General features: G+C 52.6%; 20 protein-coding genes and 2 riboswitches. Of the genes, 19 read left to right on the top strand and 1 reads right to left on the bottom strand.

The window, feature by feature from the left end:
* Positions 1-82 precede the first annotated feature (82 nt).
* Positions 83-526, bottom strand: coding sequence for a thiol-disulfide oxidoreductase DCC family protein (locus tag DVH26_RS36855; RefSeq protein WP_239630542.1), 444 nt, complete (start codon positions 524-526; stop codon positions 83-85).
* A gap of 219 nt (positions 527-745) precedes the next feature.
* Positions 746-805: riboswitch (cyclic di-GMP riboswitch) on the top strand.
* A gap of 18 nt (positions 806-823) precedes the next feature.
* Here DVH26_RS36855 and DVH26_RS36850 point away from each other — a divergent pair.
* The 19 genes from DVH26_RS36850 to atpB all read left to right on the top strand — a co-directional run bounded on the left by DVH26_RS36850 (position 824) and on the right by atpB (position 18,452).
* Positions 824-1,204, top strand: coding sequence for a PilZ domain-containing protein (locus DVH26_RS36850; protein ID WP_239630541.1), 381 nt, complete (start codon positions 824-826; stop codon positions 1,202-1,204).
* Between the two features lie 238 nt (positions 1,205-1,442).
* Positions 1,443-2,150, top strand: coding sequence for a peptidoglycan recognition protein family protein (locus DVH26_RS36845; RefSeq protein WP_239630540.1), 708 nt, complete (start codon positions 1,443-1,445; stop codon positions 2,148-2,150).
* A gap of 129 nt (positions 2,151-2,279) precedes the next feature.
* Positions 2,280-3,380: a redox-regulated ATPase YchF gene (gene ychF, locus DVH26_RS36840; RefSeq protein WP_239630539.1), complete on the top strand. Its 1,101-nt coding sequence runs from the start codon at positions 2,280-2,282 to the stop codon at positions 3,378-3,380.
* A 41-nt stretch (positions 3,381-3,421) separates the two neighbouring features.
* On the top strand, positions 3,422-4,495 hold the full coding sequence (gene prfA, locus DVH26_RS36835; protein ID WP_239630538.1) for a peptide chain release factor 1: 1,074 nt from the start codon (positions 3,422-3,424) through the stop codon (positions 4,493-4,495).
* A gap of 4 nt (positions 4,496-4,499) precedes the next feature.
* Positions 4,500-5,399 (top strand): peptide chain release factor N(5)-glutamine methyltransferase, encoded by a 900-nt coding sequence (gene prmC, locus DVH26_RS36830; protein ID WP_239630537.1) that lies wholly within the window; start codon positions 4,500-4,502, stop codon positions 5,397-5,399.
* Positions 5,400-5,678: 279 nt separating this feature from the next.
* Positions 5,679-6,485, top strand: a complete 807-nt coding sequence (spoIIR, locus tag DVH26_RS36825; RefSeq protein ID WP_239630536.1) for a stage II sporulation protein R — start codon at positions 5,679-5,681, stop codon at positions 6,483-6,485.
* A 125-nt stretch (positions 6,486-6,610) separates the two neighbouring features.
* Positions 6,611-7,696 carry an L-threonylcarbamoyladenylate synthase gene (locus DVH26_RS36820; RefSeq protein ID WP_481857566.1) on the top strand — a complete coding sequence of 362 codons (1,086 nt, stop codon included), beginning with the start codon at positions 6,611-6,613 and terminating at the stop codon, positions 7,694-7,696.
* Positions 7,697-8,156: 460 nt separating this feature from the next.
* Positions 8,157-8,720 carry a manganese efflux pump MntP gene (locus DVH26_RS36815; RefSeq protein WP_239630534.1) on the top strand — a complete coding sequence of 188 codons (564 nt, stop codon included), beginning with the start codon at positions 8,157-8,159 and terminating at the stop codon, positions 8,718-8,720.
* Between the two features lie 146 nt (positions 8,721-8,866).
* Positions 8,867-9,454 carry a low molecular weight protein arginine phosphatase gene (locus DVH26_RS36810; RefSeq protein ID WP_239630533.1) on the top strand — a complete coding sequence of 196 codons (588 nt, stop codon included), beginning with the start codon at positions 8,867-8,869 and terminating at the stop codon, positions 9,452-9,454.
* 44 nt (positions 9,455-9,498) lie between these two features.
* A riboswitch (ZMP/ZTP riboswitch) is annotated at positions 9,499-9,579 on the top strand.
* Positions 9,580-9,676: 97 nt separating this feature from the next.
* A complete protein-coding gene (gene rpiB / locus DVH26_RS36805; protein ID WP_239630532.1) occupies positions 9,677-10,135 on the top strand; it encodes a ribose 5-phosphate isomerase B in 459 nt (152 codons plus the stop codon).
* A complete protein-coding gene (locus DVH26_RS36800; RefSeq protein WP_239630531.1) occupies positions 10,107-10,814 on the top strand; it encodes a TIGR01440 family protein in 708 nt (235 codons plus the stop codon). The genes rpiB and DVH26_RS36800 overlap by 29 nt, the downstream gene beginning before the upstream one ends.
* Before the next feature lie 63 nt (positions 10,815-10,877).
* Complete coding sequence (gene glyA, locus DVH26_RS36795) at positions 10,878-12,125, top strand: serine hydroxymethyltransferase (RefSeq protein WP_239630530.1); 1,248 nt, start codon at positions 10,878-10,880, stop codon at positions 12,123-12,125.
* Between the two features lie 174 nt (positions 12,126-12,299).
* A complete protein-coding gene (locus tag DVH26_RS36790; RefSeq protein ID WP_239630529.1) occupies positions 12,300-13,631 on the top strand; it encodes an ABC transporter substrate-binding protein in 1,332 nt (443 codons plus the stop codon).
* Positions 13,632-13,721: 90 nt separating this feature from the next.
* A complete protein-coding gene (trpB, locus tag DVH26_RS36785; RefSeq protein WP_239630528.1) occupies positions 13,722-14,882 on the top strand; it encodes a tryptophan synthase subunit beta in 1,161 nt (386 codons plus the stop codon).
* A gap of 186 nt (positions 14,883-15,068) precedes the next feature.
* Positions 15,069-15,698, top strand: a complete 630-nt coding sequence (gene upp / locus DVH26_RS36780) for a uracil phosphoribosyltransferase (RefSeq protein WP_239630527.1) — start codon at positions 15,069-15,071, stop codon at positions 15,696-15,698.
* Positions 15,699-15,723: 25 nt separating this feature from the next.
* Positions 15,724-16,866: a non-hydrolyzing UDP-N-acetylglucosamine 2-epimerase gene (gene wecB, locus DVH26_RS36775; protein WP_239630526.1), complete on the top strand. Its 1,143-nt coding sequence runs from the start codon at positions 15,724-15,726 to the stop codon at positions 16,864-16,866.
* A gap of 174 nt (positions 16,867-17,040) precedes the next feature.
* Positions 17,041-17,277 (top strand): AtpZ/AtpI family protein, encoded by a 237-nt coding sequence (locus tag DVH26_RS36770; RefSeq protein WP_239630525.1) that lies wholly within the window; start codon positions 17,041-17,043, stop codon positions 17,275-17,277.
* Between the two features lies 1 nt (position 17,278).
* Complete coding sequence (locus DVH26_RS36765; RefSeq protein ID WP_239630524.1) at positions 17,279-17,647, top strand: ATP synthase subunit I; 369 nt, start codon at positions 17,279-17,281, stop codon at positions 17,645-17,647.
* 25 nt (positions 17,648-17,672) lie between these two features.
* On the top strand, positions 17,673-18,452 hold the full coding sequence (gene atpB / locus DVH26_RS36760) for a F0F1 ATP synthase subunit A (protein ID WP_239630523.1): 780 nt from the start codon (positions 17,673-17,675) through the stop codon (positions 18,450-18,452).
* The last annotated feature ends 8 nt before the right edge of the window (positions 18,453-18,460 follow it).

Here is an 18,460-nt window from a genome sequence, read left to right as displayed (position 1 = left end):
AAGCACCTTCGATTTATTCCAGTCGCTATCCCCATATGGGGATAAGGCAGCACTTGCGTCAACGGAAGGCCTGCCCAGGCTGTTATCCAATAAATTTGCGCTTCGTTTCCTCGGTAGGCATCATGCAGCTTTGTTCCTTACCGAACCAGGCATAGCGGTTTTTGGCGACCCAGCGGTATATACGGTCCCGGAGCGAGGCCGGGATGATGATCAATCCGTAGAGGAGGGCCCATGCGCCTCCAAGATGCTTGGCAATTCGCAGCACAGCCGAGGAATGAGTGTAGACGGCTCCGGGTTCCACTACAATGACGGAATCCAGAGAAGACCCGCCATTCCTAAGGTGGGATGGCAGCAGCAGCTGTGAAGCTTCCGATTGCAAGGGAGCGAAACGGAATACATCGCGCTTGTCGCGGCGCAGAAGGAACTTCACCCAGCCGTTGCAGAAACGGCATTCTCCGTCAAAAAGAATCACCGGATGCCGGGCGGTATCGAGGGCAGGATCCGATTCATGGCCATGAGCTTTCATGCGATCACCTTTTTCCATGGATAATAAAGGCAAAATGGCCGACTTCGCTTGGCAAGCAAGGATGTGCGGCAGCTTCTCTTTGTTATCATTATACCTTGCTTTTGAAGAAATCGTTAATTTGCAGGTAATCGGTTGCTACCTTTTAAGGCGGGAATGTATAATAAAATCACACTAGGTCCATGTGCCTACAACTTTTAGATGCAATGTCCTATGTATCTTTTTCGTCCATGGCAAGCCTGTCGAAAGGCAGGGACGCAAAATCAGCGCCGCTTTGCCGAAAAAAGGGAGTTCCCTCGAGTGGAAGTGAACGAAACCGGTCTGATCCGCGGTATCGCCTCGGGGCCGGGAGACATAATGAGACTTCCGGAGGAGGAGATCGAGCTCCGTATTCATAACATCAGCGTAAGCGGTGTTGGCTTTACTTTGGAGAAAGATGCTATAAATGGAGAGAGCAATTGGAGCCAGATTGATTTGGAGCTTCATATCGGTTTTGTCTTATCGTGTCGTGCCGAGTTAGTGAGGCAGGATTTACTGGGGGACCGATACTACTACGGAGTTCAATTCACCGACATGTCTTCTGAGCAGGTTAATTCCTTACGGGCTTTTGTGCTAAGAAAGCAGATCGAATCGTACTTTGAGAACAAGAAAATAGAAACGGAAAAACGAATGTTTAAATAAAGGTGTGAAACACTGCCGTATCGTAGCTTTATTCCGCCGGAACCGGCGGTTTTTTGTTGTTTAACCGGAGCTGTTGAGGTACTTTTGCCTACTCCCAACATGTCACTTGTTCGCAGCATTTCAGCGTGTCCAATTCGGGTGCGGGCTCGTGCCGCTTTTTGCCGGAAAACGGGCGGGGGCCGTGAGAAATAGGAAGCGGGATGCATAAGGATAAGAAAAAGGACATAGAGGGGGTAGCATGATGGCATTTCGAATGAAATACGACATAACAACCGCCTATTTGACGGGACCGAGCCGACGCAGGCCGATGATTCCGCTGGAGCCTTGCCGTTTTTTGGTTGCGCATGATACCGGGAACCCCGGCTCTACGGCTGCCAATAATGTGACCTTTTACGAACGGACTCATAATGATATGGAAGCGTCGGCGCATCTTTTTGTGGATGACAGGTCTATTATCGAGTGTATTCCGTTTTTGACAGCCCCTCCGGAAAAGGCATGGCATGTCCGCTACGATGTCGTAGGCGATAATATACGCTACGGAACGAATGCCAACGATGCGGCCGGATCGATTGAGCTATGCTACGGCGGATCCATCGACATGGAGGAGGCTTACCGAAGATATTGCTGGACGCTCGCCTACGCATGTTATTTATACGGACTGAACCCGGCGACCGATCTCATCGGTCATTATAGGCTCGATCCTCAGCGAAGAACGGACCCGGTAGGGGCGCTCGCGCTGGTCGGCAAAACGTTCGACGATCTTATTATCGATGTTGCGGCGGAATATGAAGCGAGTCTGGAGCCGGACATTTTAATTAGCCCGGACGATGCGAACAAAGTGATCGGCTTTTTGTCGGCGGCCTATTTTGCAACCGATGATGCGCAGGCGCAAGCGGAATTTCATCGGTTGGCCAATGAGCTGCGGCGAGTTTCCGGGCAGCTATAGACAGGTACGCAGAAATAAAATGCTGAATATTGCTGGAAAAACGGTCTCTTGCGTGACAGGGGACCTCTTTTTGCGATATAATAACTATTTAGGAATATTAGAAACGATAGCTAAGGAGTTGTCCTATATATGGCTTTGAAAGCAGGGATCGTGGGCCTGCCGAACGTTGGCAAATCCACTTTGTTTAATGCAATTACGCAAGCGGGTGCCGAGTCGGCGAATTACCCTTTCTGTACGATTGATCCGAATGTGGGTGTAGTCGAGGTTCCGGATGAGCGTCTGGTCAAGCTGACCGAGATGGTCGTGCCGAAGAACGTAGTGCCTACCGCTTTCGAATTTGTAGATATTGCCGGTTTGGTTAAAGGCGCGAGCCGCGGCGAAGGCTTGGGCAATAAGTTTCTCGCCCACATCCGCGAAGTGGATGCCATCGTTCATGTGGTGCGCTGCTTCCAGGATGAGAACATTACGCACGTATCCGGTACGGTCAATCCGATTAGCGATATCGAGACGATCAACCTGGAGCTGATATTGGCAGACGTGGAATCGGTCGAGAAGCGGATTGAACGATCCCGCAAAAATATGAAAGGCGGCGACAAGAAGTACGCTGCTGAAGTGGAATGCCTTGAGCGGATCAAAGAGGCGCTGTACAACGATAAGCCGGCCCGCAGCGTAGAGCTGACGGATGATGAAAAGCTGCTTATCCGCGATCTGCACCTGTTGACTATGAAACCGATGCTGTACGCGGCTAATGTGAGCGAATCGGAAGTGGCTAACGCCGACGACAATCCGTTCGTGCAAAAGGTTCGCGAATATGCAGCACTGGAAGGCGCAGAGGTAGTGCCGATCAGCGCGAAGGTGGAATCCGAGATCGCCGAGCTTGAAGGCGAAGATAAGGAAATGTTCCTGGAGGAGCTGGGCTTGCAGGAATCGGGCTTGAACCGCCTGATCAAAGCGGCGTATAAGCTGCTCGGGTTGTACACGTACTTTACGGCCGGCGTGCAGGAAGTGCGCGCATGGACGATCCGTAAAGGAATGAAAGCTCCGCAAGCGGCCGGCGTCATTCATACCGATTTTGAGCGCGGCTTCATTCGTGCCGAGGTTGTGAGCTATGACGACCTGGTGAATGCGGGATCGATGAACGCTGCGAAGGAAAAAGGACAGCTGCGGTTGGAGGGGAAAGAGTACGTAGTGCAGGACGGCGATGTTATGCATTTCCGTTTTAATGTTTAAAATAATATTACTAGCATTGGCGACATAAGGGGTGAATGAAGATGTTAGACAGACTGCAATCGTTGGCGGACCGCTATGACAAATTGAGTGAGCTGCTGTGCGATCCGGATGTAACCAGCGATACGAAAAAGCTGCGGGAATATTCCAAGGAGCAATCCGATCTGCAGGAATCGTACGAGGCTTATACGGAATACAAAGCCGTAGTAGAGCAGTACGAGGCTGCACGGATCATGCAGAACGAGAAGCTCGACGACGAAATGCGCGAGCTTGTGAAGATGGAGCTTGAAGAGCTCTCCCAACGCAAGGAGGAGCTAGAGGAGCGCATCAAAATTTTGATGCTGCCTAAGGATCCTAATGACGATAAGAACGTGATCGTGGAAATCCGCGGCGCAGCCGGCGGAGATGAAGCGGCCTTGTTCGCGTCCGATCTGTACCGGATGTATACGAAGTTTGCCGACGCCCAAGGATGGCGGACGGAAATTATGGATGTCAGCATGAACGATCTCGGCGGATTCAAGGAGATTATCTTCATGGTGAACGGGAAGGGTGCGTACAGCAAGCTGAAGTTCGAGAGCGGCGCGCATCGCGTACAGCGGATTCCGACAACGGAATCCGGCGGGCGTATTCATACGTCCACTTCAACGGTAGCCGTATTGCCGGAGATGGAGGACATCGATATCGAGATCAACGACAACGATATTCGCGTCGATACGTTCTGTTCCAGCGGAGCCGGCGGACAATCCGTTAATACGACGAAGTCGGCTGTACGCGTGACTCACGTCCCAACGGGGATCGTAGCGACGTGTCAGGACGGCAAATCGCAAAACTCGAACAAGGAAAAAGCGCTCCAGGTGCTGCGCGCCCGTATTTTCGACAAGCTGCAGCAAGAGGAAATGTCCAAATATGCAGGCGAGCGGAAAAGCAAAGTCGGTACCGGTGACCGCAGTGAGCGGATTCGGACGTATAACTTCCCGCAAAGCCGCGTTACCGATCACCGTATCGGATTGACGCTGCATCGTTTGGATGCTGTATTGAACGGCGATATGGAAGAGATTATTTCCACGCTTACGATTGCTGCGCAATCGGAGCTCATGGATAAAGGGGAACAAGTGTAAAGAGATGACCGTCGAACGGAAGTTGACGATTCGTGAAGCCTATGTGAAGGCTTCTTCTTTTTTACAGGGGTATGACGTCCTTGAAGCGGCCCACTGTGCGGAGCTGCTGCTGCAGCATTTGTTCGGCTGGAGCCGCAGCGAGCTGCTGCTGCGCTGGCAGGAAATGTTCCCCGTGGAACGCCAAGGGGAATGGGAAGCGCTGCTGCAGCGCAAGGCGGCCGGCGAGCCGGTGCAGTATATTATAGGGGAGCAGGAATTTTATGGGCTCCCCTTCAAGGTGAACCCGGCCGTGCTGATTCCACGGCCGGAGACGGAGCTGCTGGTCGAGCAGATCGTGCTGCTCGGCAAGCAGCTGTGGCAGGATGGAGGCGACCGCAAGACAAGCCCGCTTGTCGCCGACATCGGTGCCGGGAGCGGGGCGATTGCCGTGAGCCTCGCCGTACAGTGCCCGCAGTGGAGCATCATGAGCTCGGACATATCGCCGGCTGCGCTGGCGGTGGCAAGAGCGAATGCGGAGCTGAACGGGGTTGGCGAGCGGGTCTCCTTCGTGGAAGGAGACTTGCTAGCGCCTTACATCGAGCGGGGGTTGAAGCTCGATGCGGTCGTATCGAATCCGCCGTACATCCCGCAGGCGGATGAGGAGGGACTGCAGCCGGAGATACGGCTGTACGAGCCGCCTTCCGCGCTGTATGGCGGGGCGGACGGGCTCGTGCTGTACCGTCGGCTGATTGCGCAGCTGGCACAGCTTCCGGCGCTGCCGTCGCTTGTGGGGCTCGAGGTCGGCATCGGCCAGGCCGAAGCTGTCTCGCAAATGCTGGCGGATGCAGCGGCCTGGGATGAAATCCGGATTGTGCCGGATTTGGCCGGGATTAACCGCCATGTCATCTCCGTAAACCATCCGTGAAGCTTTTTGCTTGCCCGAATGAGTAAATAAACCGTGGGCAAGAGGGTAGGGTAGACCCCAAAAAAGAAGAGCAGGGGGAGGGAAGCCGAAACGGGATATGATCTAGTCCAGAATCCTTCGCTTGAAGCTTGTGAGAGGATCTAGACCGTCTCGGAATCTGTACTCTCTCTCTAAGTTATCTAAGAAATAATAGAGTTAAAAAATAGATTGATAGGTTTAAACCTTCTCCATTCCGTCCATACTAGTCACTATGAAGCGAATGGAGAGGGGCAACGGACCATGGTTAAGCGGACATCCCGAGTTCATTATTTGTATATAGCATTTGCAATTATTCTATTAATCTCTTGTTGGGAAGCACAGCGTGAAAATACGGTCGTTTATGCGTCTGCTGCAGTATCGGCAACCGGCAGCTCGGAAGGCAAGATTCCTGACGAATCGATCCGTCTTCGTATATTGGCTAATTCGGACTCGCCGTCCGATCAATGGATCAAGCGCGAGGTTCGCGATGCTATCGTCGCTCAAATGAACGAATGGGTTACCGGTCCGCAAACTATTGAAGCGGCGAGAGAAACCGTCAGGGCCCATTTGCCGGAATTGAACGAGCTGGTAGGGCAAACGCTGCGCAAAAACGGCTTTGATTATTCCTATCATGTAGAGCTTGGGATGGTTCCGTTTCCGACCAAAATGTACGGCAATTTGGTTTATCCTGCAGGCAACTACGAAGCGCTTCGCGTTTCGATCGGTGAAGCGGAAGGCCAAAACTGGTGGTGTGTGCTGTTCCCGCCGCTATGCTTTGTAGATAGTGAAGCGATTGCGAAAAGCCCGAACGAGGTTCAAGCCAAAAGCGCTCCGGAAGCGAAGCAAGCCGACAGTAAGGCAGCAGCCGACAGCGGAAAAGACACTAAAACCGAAAGCAAGCAGGCAAGCGATGCTAGTAAAGGCAGCGACTCCAAAACGGTTCAAGGCTCGAAGGGTTCTACTGACAGCAAATCGGCTGTAGTGGTTGTTGATGACGAGACTCCACAGCCGGAAATTCGCTTCTTTTTGTGGGACTTACTGAAAAAAATCGGCTCCATGTTTGCTTAATTGAGCAGGGGAAAGTAGCCGAAGCCACATCGGCCACAAAGATTAATAGCATGCTGGCTCGCTAGGTAAAGCGAGAGCCCGGTATTCAAAAGATACAGAGGGAAACTTATCGCGATAAGGATGGAATGACGATGACGACATACTGGAAGGTAACAGCCGGGAATCCGGATCCGGCCATCATCGCGGAGGCGGCGGTTGTGCTGCAGCAGGGCGGCGTGGTCGCCTTTCCGACAGAAACGGTGTACGGATTGGGAGCGGATGCCAGACAGACGGAAGCGGTGCAACAAATATTTACGGCCAAGGGGAGGCCGTCGGATAATCCCTTGATCGTACATATCGCCAACCGGTCTCAACTGGAGGAACTGACGCTTCCGCCGGATGAGGCCGTTTCGCGTCTGCTGGACGCCTTCTGGCCGGGACCGCTGACGGTCGTGCTGCCGGCTCGTCCCGGCGTCCTGTCCCCGCTTGTCACCGCGGGGCTGTCTACGGTCGGGCTGCGCATGCCCGACCATCCCGTTGCGCTGCAGCTTATAGCCGCTGCAGGCTGTCCCGTAGCTGCGCCGAGCGCGAACCGCTCGGGCCGGCCGAGCCCAACACACGCCGAGCATGTGTTGGAGGATCTCACGGGCCGCATCGACGCCATCGTTGACGGGGGGTCGACCGGCGTCGGCTTGGAATCGACGGTGGTGGAGTACGCCGCTGCCGGCCCGGAGGAAGCTGGGGGCCGCGGCGTGCTCCACATCCTGCGGCCGGGCGGCATTACCGCAGCGCAGCTTCGCGAAGCGCTGCCGGGTGTGGAGGTGCGCGAATCGTCCGCGCACGCTGAACCCGCGGCGGCCCCGCGCTCGCCGGGGATGAAGTACACGCATTACGCGCCGCGCGGCGTCATGACGCTTGTTCAGGGCGATGCGCCTGAACGGGTGCTCGCTCGCATCCAACGCGAGCTCGATGCAGCCCGTGCGCGCGGGGAGCGTACCGGTGCCCTCACGTTCCGTGAGCACGCCGACGCTCTGCGCGCGGATCGCGTCGTCGCCTGCGGCAGCCTGGGCGACCTGGAATCGGTGGCGCAGGGGCTGTACGCTGCGCTGCGCGAATTTGATGAAGCGGGGATCAGCTTCATCCTGGCCGAGACTTGCCCCGAGGAGGGCATCGGGGCCGCTATCATGAACCGGCTGCGCAAGGCGGCCGGCGACCGTGTCATAGAAGCCTAGAGCACTCCTTATCTACGTGGAATGCTATGGGGCTTGACCGATCTCCACGCAGCGCGGATCGTGTCATAGAAGCCTAGAGCATTCCTTATCTACGCGGAATTCTATGGCGTTTGACCAACCTCCGCGCAGCTCGAAAGTCATCCTGAGATTCGCGCGCATTAGCAAATTGAAGTCTAGCCGGTGCTCCCTTAATGGAGACCGGCTTTTTTTCGCTTGGCGATAACCCAAGTCTAGGCACTGGTACAGGTATAATCCCGCAGCGAACTGCCGAAAATGTCAGTGAGAAACGGGGGGAAATAGCTAAAGGTTTGCTTTAGCAAACTCGCATCGTAAGCTGGTCAGCTTTATAGTCATTTTACCGTCCGTCACTCCCCCTTTGTCCCATCAAATTCCCAGACAAGTCATGTTTCCCAACTCGTCCGCATATGTTGATTAGGAACGGACAGGGGGTAGAGGGTGGATGGATTGGACATCTCCGCTAATGGTGGGGCAATTTATCGCGATATTGATCATGGCTATTGCCCTGGGATTGGACGCGCTGTCGCTGGGCATCGGGATCGGCATGAAGGGAATCCGGAAGCTGGACATATTGAAGCTCAGCTTCGTCATTGCTCTTTTCCATATGTTGATGCCGTTAATGGGGATGTTTATGGGCGGCTACGTGAGCTCCTTGTTGGGCGGGGTCGCTACCAAAGCCGGCGGAGCCCTGCTTTTGCTGCTCGGTATCCATATGGTGTACAGCTCCCTAAAAGGGGATGAAGTGAGATCCATCGACCACCGGACGTTATGGGGCATCGTTTTATTCGCTCTTAGCGTAAGCATAGACTCTTTTTCCGTGGGAGTGTCGCTCGGGATGTTTGCCGGTGATGTCGTATTGACCGTGCTGATGTTCGGCTCCGTCGGAGGGCTCATGTCCATAATCGGTCTGATGCTGGGCAGCAAGATGGGCAAATGGGTGGGAGAATACGGAGAAGCGATGGGCGGTGTTATTTTGTTGGCGTTCGGAGTTCATTTCTTGTTCTAGCAGCCAACCTCGCCGCCAGTCAAGCTACCGATTTCTTTGGCTCGGGCTGGTTAACCGGATAGTCCCTATTTTTGCGATTTTGAGGTACAATAGAGAGGTAAGGCTCAATGCAGCCTATCCTTATACAAGAAAAGGCAGGGATCCCTATGAATCGAATCTTATTCGTTTGTACTGGCAATACCTGCCGCAGTCCAATGGCCGAAGGATTAATGCGGCGGCTGCTGGCGGAACATCAATTACCGCATATCGAGGTGCGGTCAGCCGGAGTGTCGGCGATGGATGGAGCTCCCGTATCGCGTCATGCCGCTGCGATATTGAAGGAGACCGGTTCGGATTGCAGCATGAGCTCCAGCACTTTGTCAAGATCGTTGATTGAATGGGCCGATATCGTCCTGACCATGACGTCGGGCCACAAACAGCACGCCATCGGACGTTACCCGGAGTTTATCGATAAAATCTATACGCTGAAAGAATATGTGGACGACGATCCGAACGCCGCCGACCTGATTGCGGAAATGGAGAGTCTTATCGCCGATTTGCAGGTAAAACGGGCGCTGTCCCAGCAAGTGACGGACGAGGAACGGGCGAGAATATTGACGCTGGAGCGCAAGCTTCCCGATTACGATATCGCCGATCCGTTCGGAGGTTCTTTGTCCTTGTACCGAGAGTGTGCGGAGGAAATCGAAGCGGCATTGCTGAAGCTGGTTGCAAAGCTAAAGTCACAAGCCAATTAGGCTTTACACCTGCCTTTATTTCCGCTATGATAAAGATACATTACAAGACCCGATGTAACTGGCGACGAGTGGGCTTAACCACAGTGGAGCATCGGGACATACGGCCGGTCGCCTGGGCAAAGAGCGTCGATGTGCTGTCCGCAGCACTCGATTGCTCTTTTTTCGTTTTTTTGCCATCTTTCGGTTATAATGAAGCTAACTACAGTCAGGAGGCGAAAGACATTGAACATTGCAATTGGAGCAGATCATGCAGGAGTACGTCTGAAGGATGAATTGATCGGATTTATCGAATCGTTAGGGCATCGGGTAGCCGACGTCGGGTGCAACTGTACGGATTCGGTCGATTACCCCGACTATGCGATTGCCGTATGCGACCAGGTTGTATCCGGTCAAGCCGACAAAGGGATTCTGATCTGTGGAACAGGGATCGGGATGACGATTGCGGCCAACAAAGTACCGGGCATTCGCTGTGCGTTGGTTCACGACCTATTCTCGGCGAAAGCAACCCGCGAGCATAACGATACGAATGTGCTGTCCATGGGCGAGCGTGTCATTGGGCCAGGGGTAGCGCAGGAAATCGTCAAAATTTGGCTCGAAACCGAATTCTCCCAAGGAGAACGTCACCAAAACCGCATTAATAAAGTCAAGGCGCTTGAAGACAAGTACGCAATTCATCCGTAACGGAAGCTTGATGAAAGAGGCGATTCAAGTGAACAATTCGGACGTTTCTACTGCAGCAGCAAGCTCTGGAGACTTGAGTCATGCAGATAACGGCGCGTGGGATATCGCTTCGATACGTCCTGCGCTGGAGCAGGTGCTGCGCGAGCTTATCCGTGCGGGTAACATCGAGCGGGGACAGCTGATCGTATTCGGTACCAGCACGAGCGAAGTGATCGGCCGGCACATCGGCACTTCCGGAACGGAAGAGGTCGCCGGGCATTTGTTCGACGCCATCCAGGCGGTACGGGCCGAGGTCGGATTTTACCCTGTGTTTCAATGCTGCGAGCATTTGAACCGGGCGCTTGTGCTGGAGCGGGAGGCAATGAAGGAATATCGTCTGGAGCAAGTATCGGTCGTTCCGGTACCCAAAGCGGGCGGAGCCATGGCGTCCTATGCTTTTAAGAAGCTGGAGCAAGCGTGTGTTGTCGAAACGGTGGAAGCTCATGCGGGAATCGATATCGGGGGCACGCTGATCGGCATGCATCTGAAGCGGGTAGCCGTTCCGGTTAGACCGACCATTCGCCAGATCGGACAGGCGTCCGTCCAAATGGCGTTTACCCGACCAAAGCTCATCGGCGGAGCGCGGGCGGTTTATACTGCCCAAGAAGTTCCGGCTAACGGCACGGAAACCTGCAGCTAAATTGATTAGTCTTAATTGGAATGATACATCCCTATAAGCCGAACTTTAAGGAGGACATTAGACATGGAACAATTACGCAAGCAAGACCCTAAAATCGTTGAGGCGATGAATCTCGAAATCGGCCGTCAACGCGATAAAATCGAGCTGATAGCTTCGGAGAACTTTGTAAGTGAAGCGGTTATGCAAGCTATGGGTACGGTTCTTACCAACAAATATGCGGAAGGTTACCCAGGCCGCCGTTATTACGGCGGATGCGAGTACGTCGATATCGTTGAAGATATTGCACGCGATCGCGCAAAAGAGCTGTTCGGTGCGGAGCATGCGAACGTTCAGCCTCATTCCGGCGCTCAAGCGAACATGGCGGTTTACTTGGCGGCACTTCAGCCTGGAGATACCGTATTGGGTATGAACCTGGCTCATGGCGGCCACTTGACTCACGGAAGCCCTGTTAACGCATCCGGTCTTTTGTACAACTTCGTTGCTTACGGAGTAAGCGAATCCGATTCCCGCATCGATTATGATGATGTGCGCAAAGTGGCTTTCAAGCATAAGCCTCGTTTGATTGTTGCCGGTGCAAGTGCATATCCGCGCATTATCGATTTCGAAGCTATGGCTCAAATCGCTAATGATGTAGGCGCATTGTTCATGGTGGACATGGCTCACATCGCCGGTCTGGTTGCTGCAGGCTTGCACCCGAATCCGGTTCCTTACGCTCATTTCGTAACAACAACGACTCACAAAACGCTTCGCGGACCTCGCGGCGGTATGATCCTGTGCCGCAAAGCTTGGGCTGCAGCTATCGATAAAGCCGTATTTCCTGGAACGCAAGGCGGTCCTCTGATGCATACTATCGCTGCCAAAGCGGTATCGTTCGGCGAAGCTTTGCAGCCTGAATTCAAAACGTATGCGCAAAACGTGATTAACAATGCCAAAGCGTTGTCCGAAGCTCTGATTGCCGAAGGCATTGATCTTGTTTCCGGCGGTACGGATAACCATCTGATGCTGATCGACCTGCGCAGCTTGAGCATCAGCGGTAAAGACGCCGAGCATTTGCTCGACGAAGTAGGCGTGACTTGTAACAAAAACGCGATTCCTTTCGACCCGGCGAAGCCTATGGTAACAAGCGGAATCCGGATCGGTACACCGGCTGCAACTTCCCGCGGCATGAACGAGGAAGCGATGAGAACGATCGCCAAAATTATCGCTTTGACCTTGAAAAACCCATCCGACGCCGCTGTTCATGACAAAGTGCGCGGCATGGTGAAAGATTTGACCGCTCAATTCCCGCTGTATCCTGGATTGGCTTACTAAGAATAACACAAGAGAGTCGACGCTTAAGGGCGCCGGCTCTTTTTTGCATTGCTGAACTTCATACAACTGTAATTGAATTTTGTATATTCCTAAATAAGGAAAAATAGCATATAATATGTAGTTGTGAAAGCGCTTTATTTTTTGGCTTGTTTTAATTTTTATAAGGGGTGGTCAATGATGAGTAAACAAGCATTTTGGATCGTACCAGCTATCTGCATGGCCTTATTATCCGCTTGCGGCGGAGGAGGAGCTACAACGGGAACGGACAGCCCGCAGCCTCAAGCCAAAAGAGACCCGATTGAGCTCGTTGTGTACCATCCGTTTCCTCAAGACTGGAGCGAAGAGGATTTCATGAAGACATTCGGTGATCCGATGAAGCAAAAATATCCTCACATCACCTTCAAATATATCGCTGGCGGTAAAATCCAGGATCTGCTGACCGCGGGCCAAAAAATTGATATCCTTTATACGTCGATCGGAACGGTAGCCGCCCAACTCATCGAGAACCAGCTTCAATACGATATCACCCCGCAGATCAAAAAGTTTAATTATGATCTCAGCCGATTGGAGCCTACGATGGTGGACGCTGCGAAGAAGCAGGCCGGAGGCAATGCGATCTACGGGATTCCTGTGCTCGTTCCCCCGTCTACGATTTATTACAACAAAGATATTTTCGATAAATTCGGGGTCGCCTATCCGAAGGACGGCATGACTTGGGATGATCTATACGAATTGAGCAAACAGCTCACCCGCATGGACAGCGGCACCCAATACTACGGCTTTGCCTCTTCCTACGGCCATTTGGCGGTCATGAACCAATTTTCCATGCCTTTGATCGATCCGACGACGAGGAAGGCTACCTTTGACACGAACGAGAAGTGGAAGACGTTCTCCGATAACTTGACGCGGTTTTATAAAATCCCGGGATACAACCTGCAGGCTAACCAGATGTCGGAGCCGAACGAGCGGAACCGGTTCTTCAAGGACCGAAACATCGGGATGTTCCTCGCTTCGACCGCGCTCCATTCTGAGAAGGAGCTCGGGGACATGAACTGGGATCTCGCCTCGTTCCCGTTCTATAAAGAGATGCCTGGCGTCGGACCGCAAGCGTATCCGACCTACTTCTTCGTAACGTCCATGAGCGATTATAAGGACGATGCGTTTGAGGCGATCAGCTATTTGACAACGGACGAATATCAGATGCAAAAGTCCAAGGAAGGGAAGTTCTTGACCGTTCTGAATAAAAAGGAGATCCGGCAGGCGTTCGGACAAGACAACCCGATGTACAAAGGGAAGAACGTCAAAGCATTGCAGCCGGATAAGTACGCCCCTTCCGGCGGAGTCGATAAATACAACGCTACGGCTAGCGGAGAGTTGAATACGACCCTCAAGAACGTCAACCTTGGCACGAAAGACATCAATACCGCACTTAGAGAAGCGGCAGAGAAGGCGAACAAGAAGATTGAAGAGGCGGAAGCCGCTGCCGCTGCCGCAGGGAAGAAATAACCGGAAAAACCGTGCTTGTACAAACCGAATGCCATTTAGTACAATAAATACCATATATGTTGCAGAAGCTTGAGGAGGATGGTAGAAGATATGGAAACGGTTCAAACCCCAGGTTATTTCGGCCAATTCGGAGGCAGCTTTATTCCTCCCGATCTTCAGGAAGCTATGGATTATTTGGCGCAGCAATTTGAGAAGTACAAGAACGATCCCGAGTTTATCGAGGAGTTTCAATATTATTTGAGAGAGTATGTCGGCAGGGAAAATCCTTTGACCTATGCCCGGCATCTGACAGCGAAGCTGGGCGGAGCCAAAATTTATTTGAAACGCGAAGACTTGAACCATACCGGCTCGCACAAAATCAACAACGTGCTGGGGCAAATTCTGCTTGCCAAGCGGATGGGAGCAAAGCGGATCATTGCGGAGACCGGAGCGGGTCAGCATGGCGTGGCGACGGCGACCGTGTGCGCGATGTTCGACATGGACTGCACCATCTATATGGGAGCGGAGGATACGCGCCGCCAGGCTTTGAATGTGTTCCGGATGGAGCTGCTCGGTGCGAAGGTCGTTGCCGTCGATAAAGGCCAAGGCAGGCTGAAGGACGCCGTGGACGAGGCGCTCGGCGATTTGGTGCAAAACTACAAGAACACGTTTTATTTGCTGGGCTCGGCAGTAGGACCGCATCCGTTCCCGACGATGGTCAAGCATTTCCAATCGGTTATCAGTGAGGAATCGAAGCGGCAAATCATGGAGAAGGAAGGCCGCTTGCCTACCGCTGTCCTTGCATGCGCAGGGGGCGGCAGCAACGCGATCGGCTCCTTCGCCCATTATATCGATGAGCCGTCCGTCCGCTTGATCGGCGTAGAGCCGGATCAGGCTCCGACGCTTTCGGAAGGCGTACCGGCCATCATTCACGGCTTCAAGTGCCTCGTATTGCTCGATGAGAACGGCGAGCCGAGAAAAACGTATTCTATCGCGGCAGGTCTCGATTATCCGGGGATCGGACCTGAGCACAGCTATTTAAAAGAAAGCGGACGCGCGGAATATTACATGGTGACGAACGAGGAAGTGCTAGAAGCCTTCCAGGTACTGTCCAAGACGGAAGGGATCATTCCCGCTCTGGAAAGCGCGCACGCGGTTGCTTATGCGCTCAAGCTGGCTCCGACGCTATCCAGCGAGGATATCCTGATCGTGAACCTGTCCGGGCGTGGCGACAAGGATGTAGAACAAGTGTTCCATATGCTGCAAAAATAGTAAGCGTCGTTGAATCATAGGCCTCCTCTAAGTATAGGAAATCGAGACTTCTGCTTATACTGGGGGAGGCTTTTCAATGCCTGTTTATGCCGCCAATCCAATCTTGTTACGAAAATGCGAAGTTGTTGGGATAGCATCTGACAATTGTGGTATAATAGATAAGATTTGGCGTAAAGGGGACAGAATATGGGAAAAGTATTTGTGTGCGATCATCCGTTGATACAGCATAAGCTCACTTACATAAGGGACAAGGCCACGACGACGAAAGATTTTCGCGAGCTTGTCGATGAGGTGGCCACGCTGATGGCTTATGAAATAACGAGGGACATACCTTTGCAGAAGGTGCAGGTGCAAACGCCTGTCGCTACCGCTGAATGCCGAGTCATATCGGGGCGGATGCTGGGGTTGATCCCTATTTTGCGTGCAGGTCTCGGCATGGTCGAAGGCATCCTGCAGCTGGTTCCGGCGGCTAAGGTGGGCCATATCGGGCTGTACCGTGATCCGGAGACGCTCGAGCCGATTGAATATTATGCCAAGCTGCCGACCGATGTAACGGAGCGGGAGCTGATCGTAATCGATCCGATGCTCGCAACCGGCGGGTCGGCTAATGCGGCGATTACGGCGTTAAAGAACCGTCAGTGCACGCAAATCAAGCTGATGTGCCTTATTGCTGCGCCTGAAGGTGTACAAGCGGTACAGCAGGCGCATCCGGACGTGGATATTTATGTAGCGGCCATCGACGATTATTTGGACGATCACGGGTACATCATCCCGGGATTGGGAGACGCAGGGGACCGTTTGTTCGGAACGAAATAAGAAACAAATCGGAGGGAAACCGGATATGAGCAAAATTAAAGTGATCACCATTTTCGGCACGAGGCCTGAGGCTATCAAGATGGCGCCGCTTGTGCTCGAGCTGCAGAAGCATCCGGAGCGTTTCGAATCGCTGGTTTGCGTAACGGCGCAGCATCGTCAAATGCTGGATCAGGTGCTCGACACGTTCAAAATCAAGCCGAACTACGACTTGGACGTCATGAAAGAGCGTCAGACCCTGAACGAAGTGACGATTCGGGTGCTGCAAGGCCTGGAGCCGGTGTTCCGGGAGGAGAAGCCGGATCTGGTTCTTGTCCACGGCGACACACTGACAACATTTTTGGCCAGTTACGCTGCGTTCCTGCAGCAGGTAAAGGTAGGTCATGTTGAAGCGGGGCTTAGGACATGGAACAAAATGTCGCCATATCCGGAAGAAATGAACCGGCAGCTGACGGGAGTGCTGGCTGATCTTCATTTTGCGCCGACGAATTTATCGGCTGGCAACCTCCGCAAGGAGAACAAATCCGATGAGTCGATCTTCGTGACAGGCAATTCAGTTACGGATGTATTCCAGTATACGGTACAGAAGGATTTCAACCATCCGGTGCTCGAATGGGCCGAAGGCAAGCGTCTTGTGCTGATGACGGCTCACCGCCGTGAAGCGCAAGGGGAGCCGCACCGGCAAATTTTCCGCGCCGTACGGCGTATTGCCGATGAATTCGAGGATATCGCCATCGTTTACCCGGTTCATCCGAGCCCGGCTGTGAAGGAACCAGCGTACGAGCTGCTTGGCGGACACCCTCGCATCAAGCTGATCGAGCCATTGGACGTGTTTGAATTCCATAACATTTATCCGCATGCGCATATGATTTTGACCGATTCCGGAGGTCTTCAGGAGGAAGCGCCTTCGTTCGGTGTACCGGTGCTCGTTCTGCGTGAAACTACCGAGCGTCCGGAAGGGATCGATGCGGGAACGCTGGAACTTGTAGGGACTAATGAAGAGAAGGTTTACGAGCGTGCGAGAGCACTGCTGACCGACGACAAATTGTACCAAAAAATGAGCCAGGCGGCGAACCCGTACGGCGACGGAAAAGCGTCGGAACGTATCGTTCAGGCCATCCTTTACCATTTTGGACATGCTTCTGCAAGACCCGAGCCGTTCCAACCGTGACAATCCTATGACAAACGTCACAGCGTACAGTTGCACTGTTTGGTTTGCAAGTCCGGAAATCCTTGATATATCAAGGGTTTCTGGAGATTTTTGATTAAAAAAACCAATCTATCTTTCATTGACAAATGAAGCTAACCTTAGATAAAATAAATGAGGATTGTTAGGGTACAGCCTATGAATCAAAAAGATCCGTACAATTCACCTTGGCGCGCAGCTGCTTTGGTCAGCGCTTTGGGCATCGACATCGTCGTTTGCACTACGATAGGGTATTTTGTAGGAGGCTTGGCCGGAAAACAATTTGGCAATGGCGAAAAGGCTTGGGTGATCTGGGGAGTACTGATTGGATTTGCAATCGGTATCTTCACGGTCGTACTGGTTCTTAAAAAGTTTCTGGAGGACAAACGGGAATAAAATGAATGACCAGATGAAGCCTATCGTTCGCGCCACATTGTTGTTTTTGTCTGCCTTGCTGCTGTTCTGGGCCTTTGTTCCGATGTACCGCACCTATGCTGCGGGCTTCATTCTCGGAATGTCGATCAGCCTTGTAAACGCTTGGATTTTGTCGATCAAGATCAAAGCGATCTCCCGCAACATTATCGAAAAAACGGAGAAACGGGTTGGTTTGGGAACGGTTTCCAGAATGTGCATGGCACTGATTGGGGTCATGATCGCATTGAAAGTGCCGCAATTCGACCTTATTTTCACCATTATTGGATTATTTTTCGTCCAATTGGCAACACTCCTGATGGGTTTACTATTTAGTAAAAGAAATCATTCGTAGTGCATGGAAAGGGGGGAAATATCGAATGCATGAATTTCCGGTGTTACAGCTGGGTGGTTTGAATATTGACCTGTCCAGTTTTCTCGGGATTATCGTATCCTGCGTAATCGTGTTCATTATGGCTCGCATGGCTGTGAAGAACTTGTCCGTAACCAATCCGTCCAAAATGCAAAACTTTATGGAATGGGTCATCGAGTTCGTACAAAACCTGATCGCCAGCACGATGCCGCTCAACAGAGTGAAGCCTTATGTGGCGCTTGGCATGACTTTGATTATGTTCATCTTTGTATCCAACCTGTTGGGTCTGCCATTCGGTTTTGTTACTACGCATGAGCAGCCGGTGACATTCATGGGATACACGATCGTCTCCGAGGAAATGATTCACAACGCACACGGCGAGCATGGTGCTGAAGTGGCTTGGTGGAAATCGCCGACCGCCGACGTATCCGTAACCTTCGGTTTGGCAACGATTGTATTTATACTGACGCATTACCTTGGGTTGAAGCTGAACAGAAAGCATTATCTGAAACACTACTTCGAGCCGTTCTGGTTCTTCTTCCCGCTCAACTTGATCAAGGAGATTTCCAAGCCTCTTACGCTCGGTCTTCGTTTGTACGCTAACATCTTTGCGGGTGAAGTGTTGATTGCGACGATCCTGATGGCAGGCGTTTTCGGGACTCCGCTTCTTATTGCTTGGCAAGGCTTCAGTATTTTCGTTGGTGCCATTCAGGCGTTTTTGTTTACGATTCTTACGATGGTGTACATCTCGCAAGCGACCGTACACGAGGAAGATGGTCATCACTAGTCTCTTTA

It is taken from the genome of Paenibacillus sp. H1-7 (assembly GCF_022354825.1).
Taxonomy (GTDB): domain Bacteria; phylum Bacillota; class Bacilli; order Paenibacillales; family NBRC-103111; genus Paenibacillus_S.
This window is presented reverse-complemented; position numbering and strand designations above follow the sequence as displayed.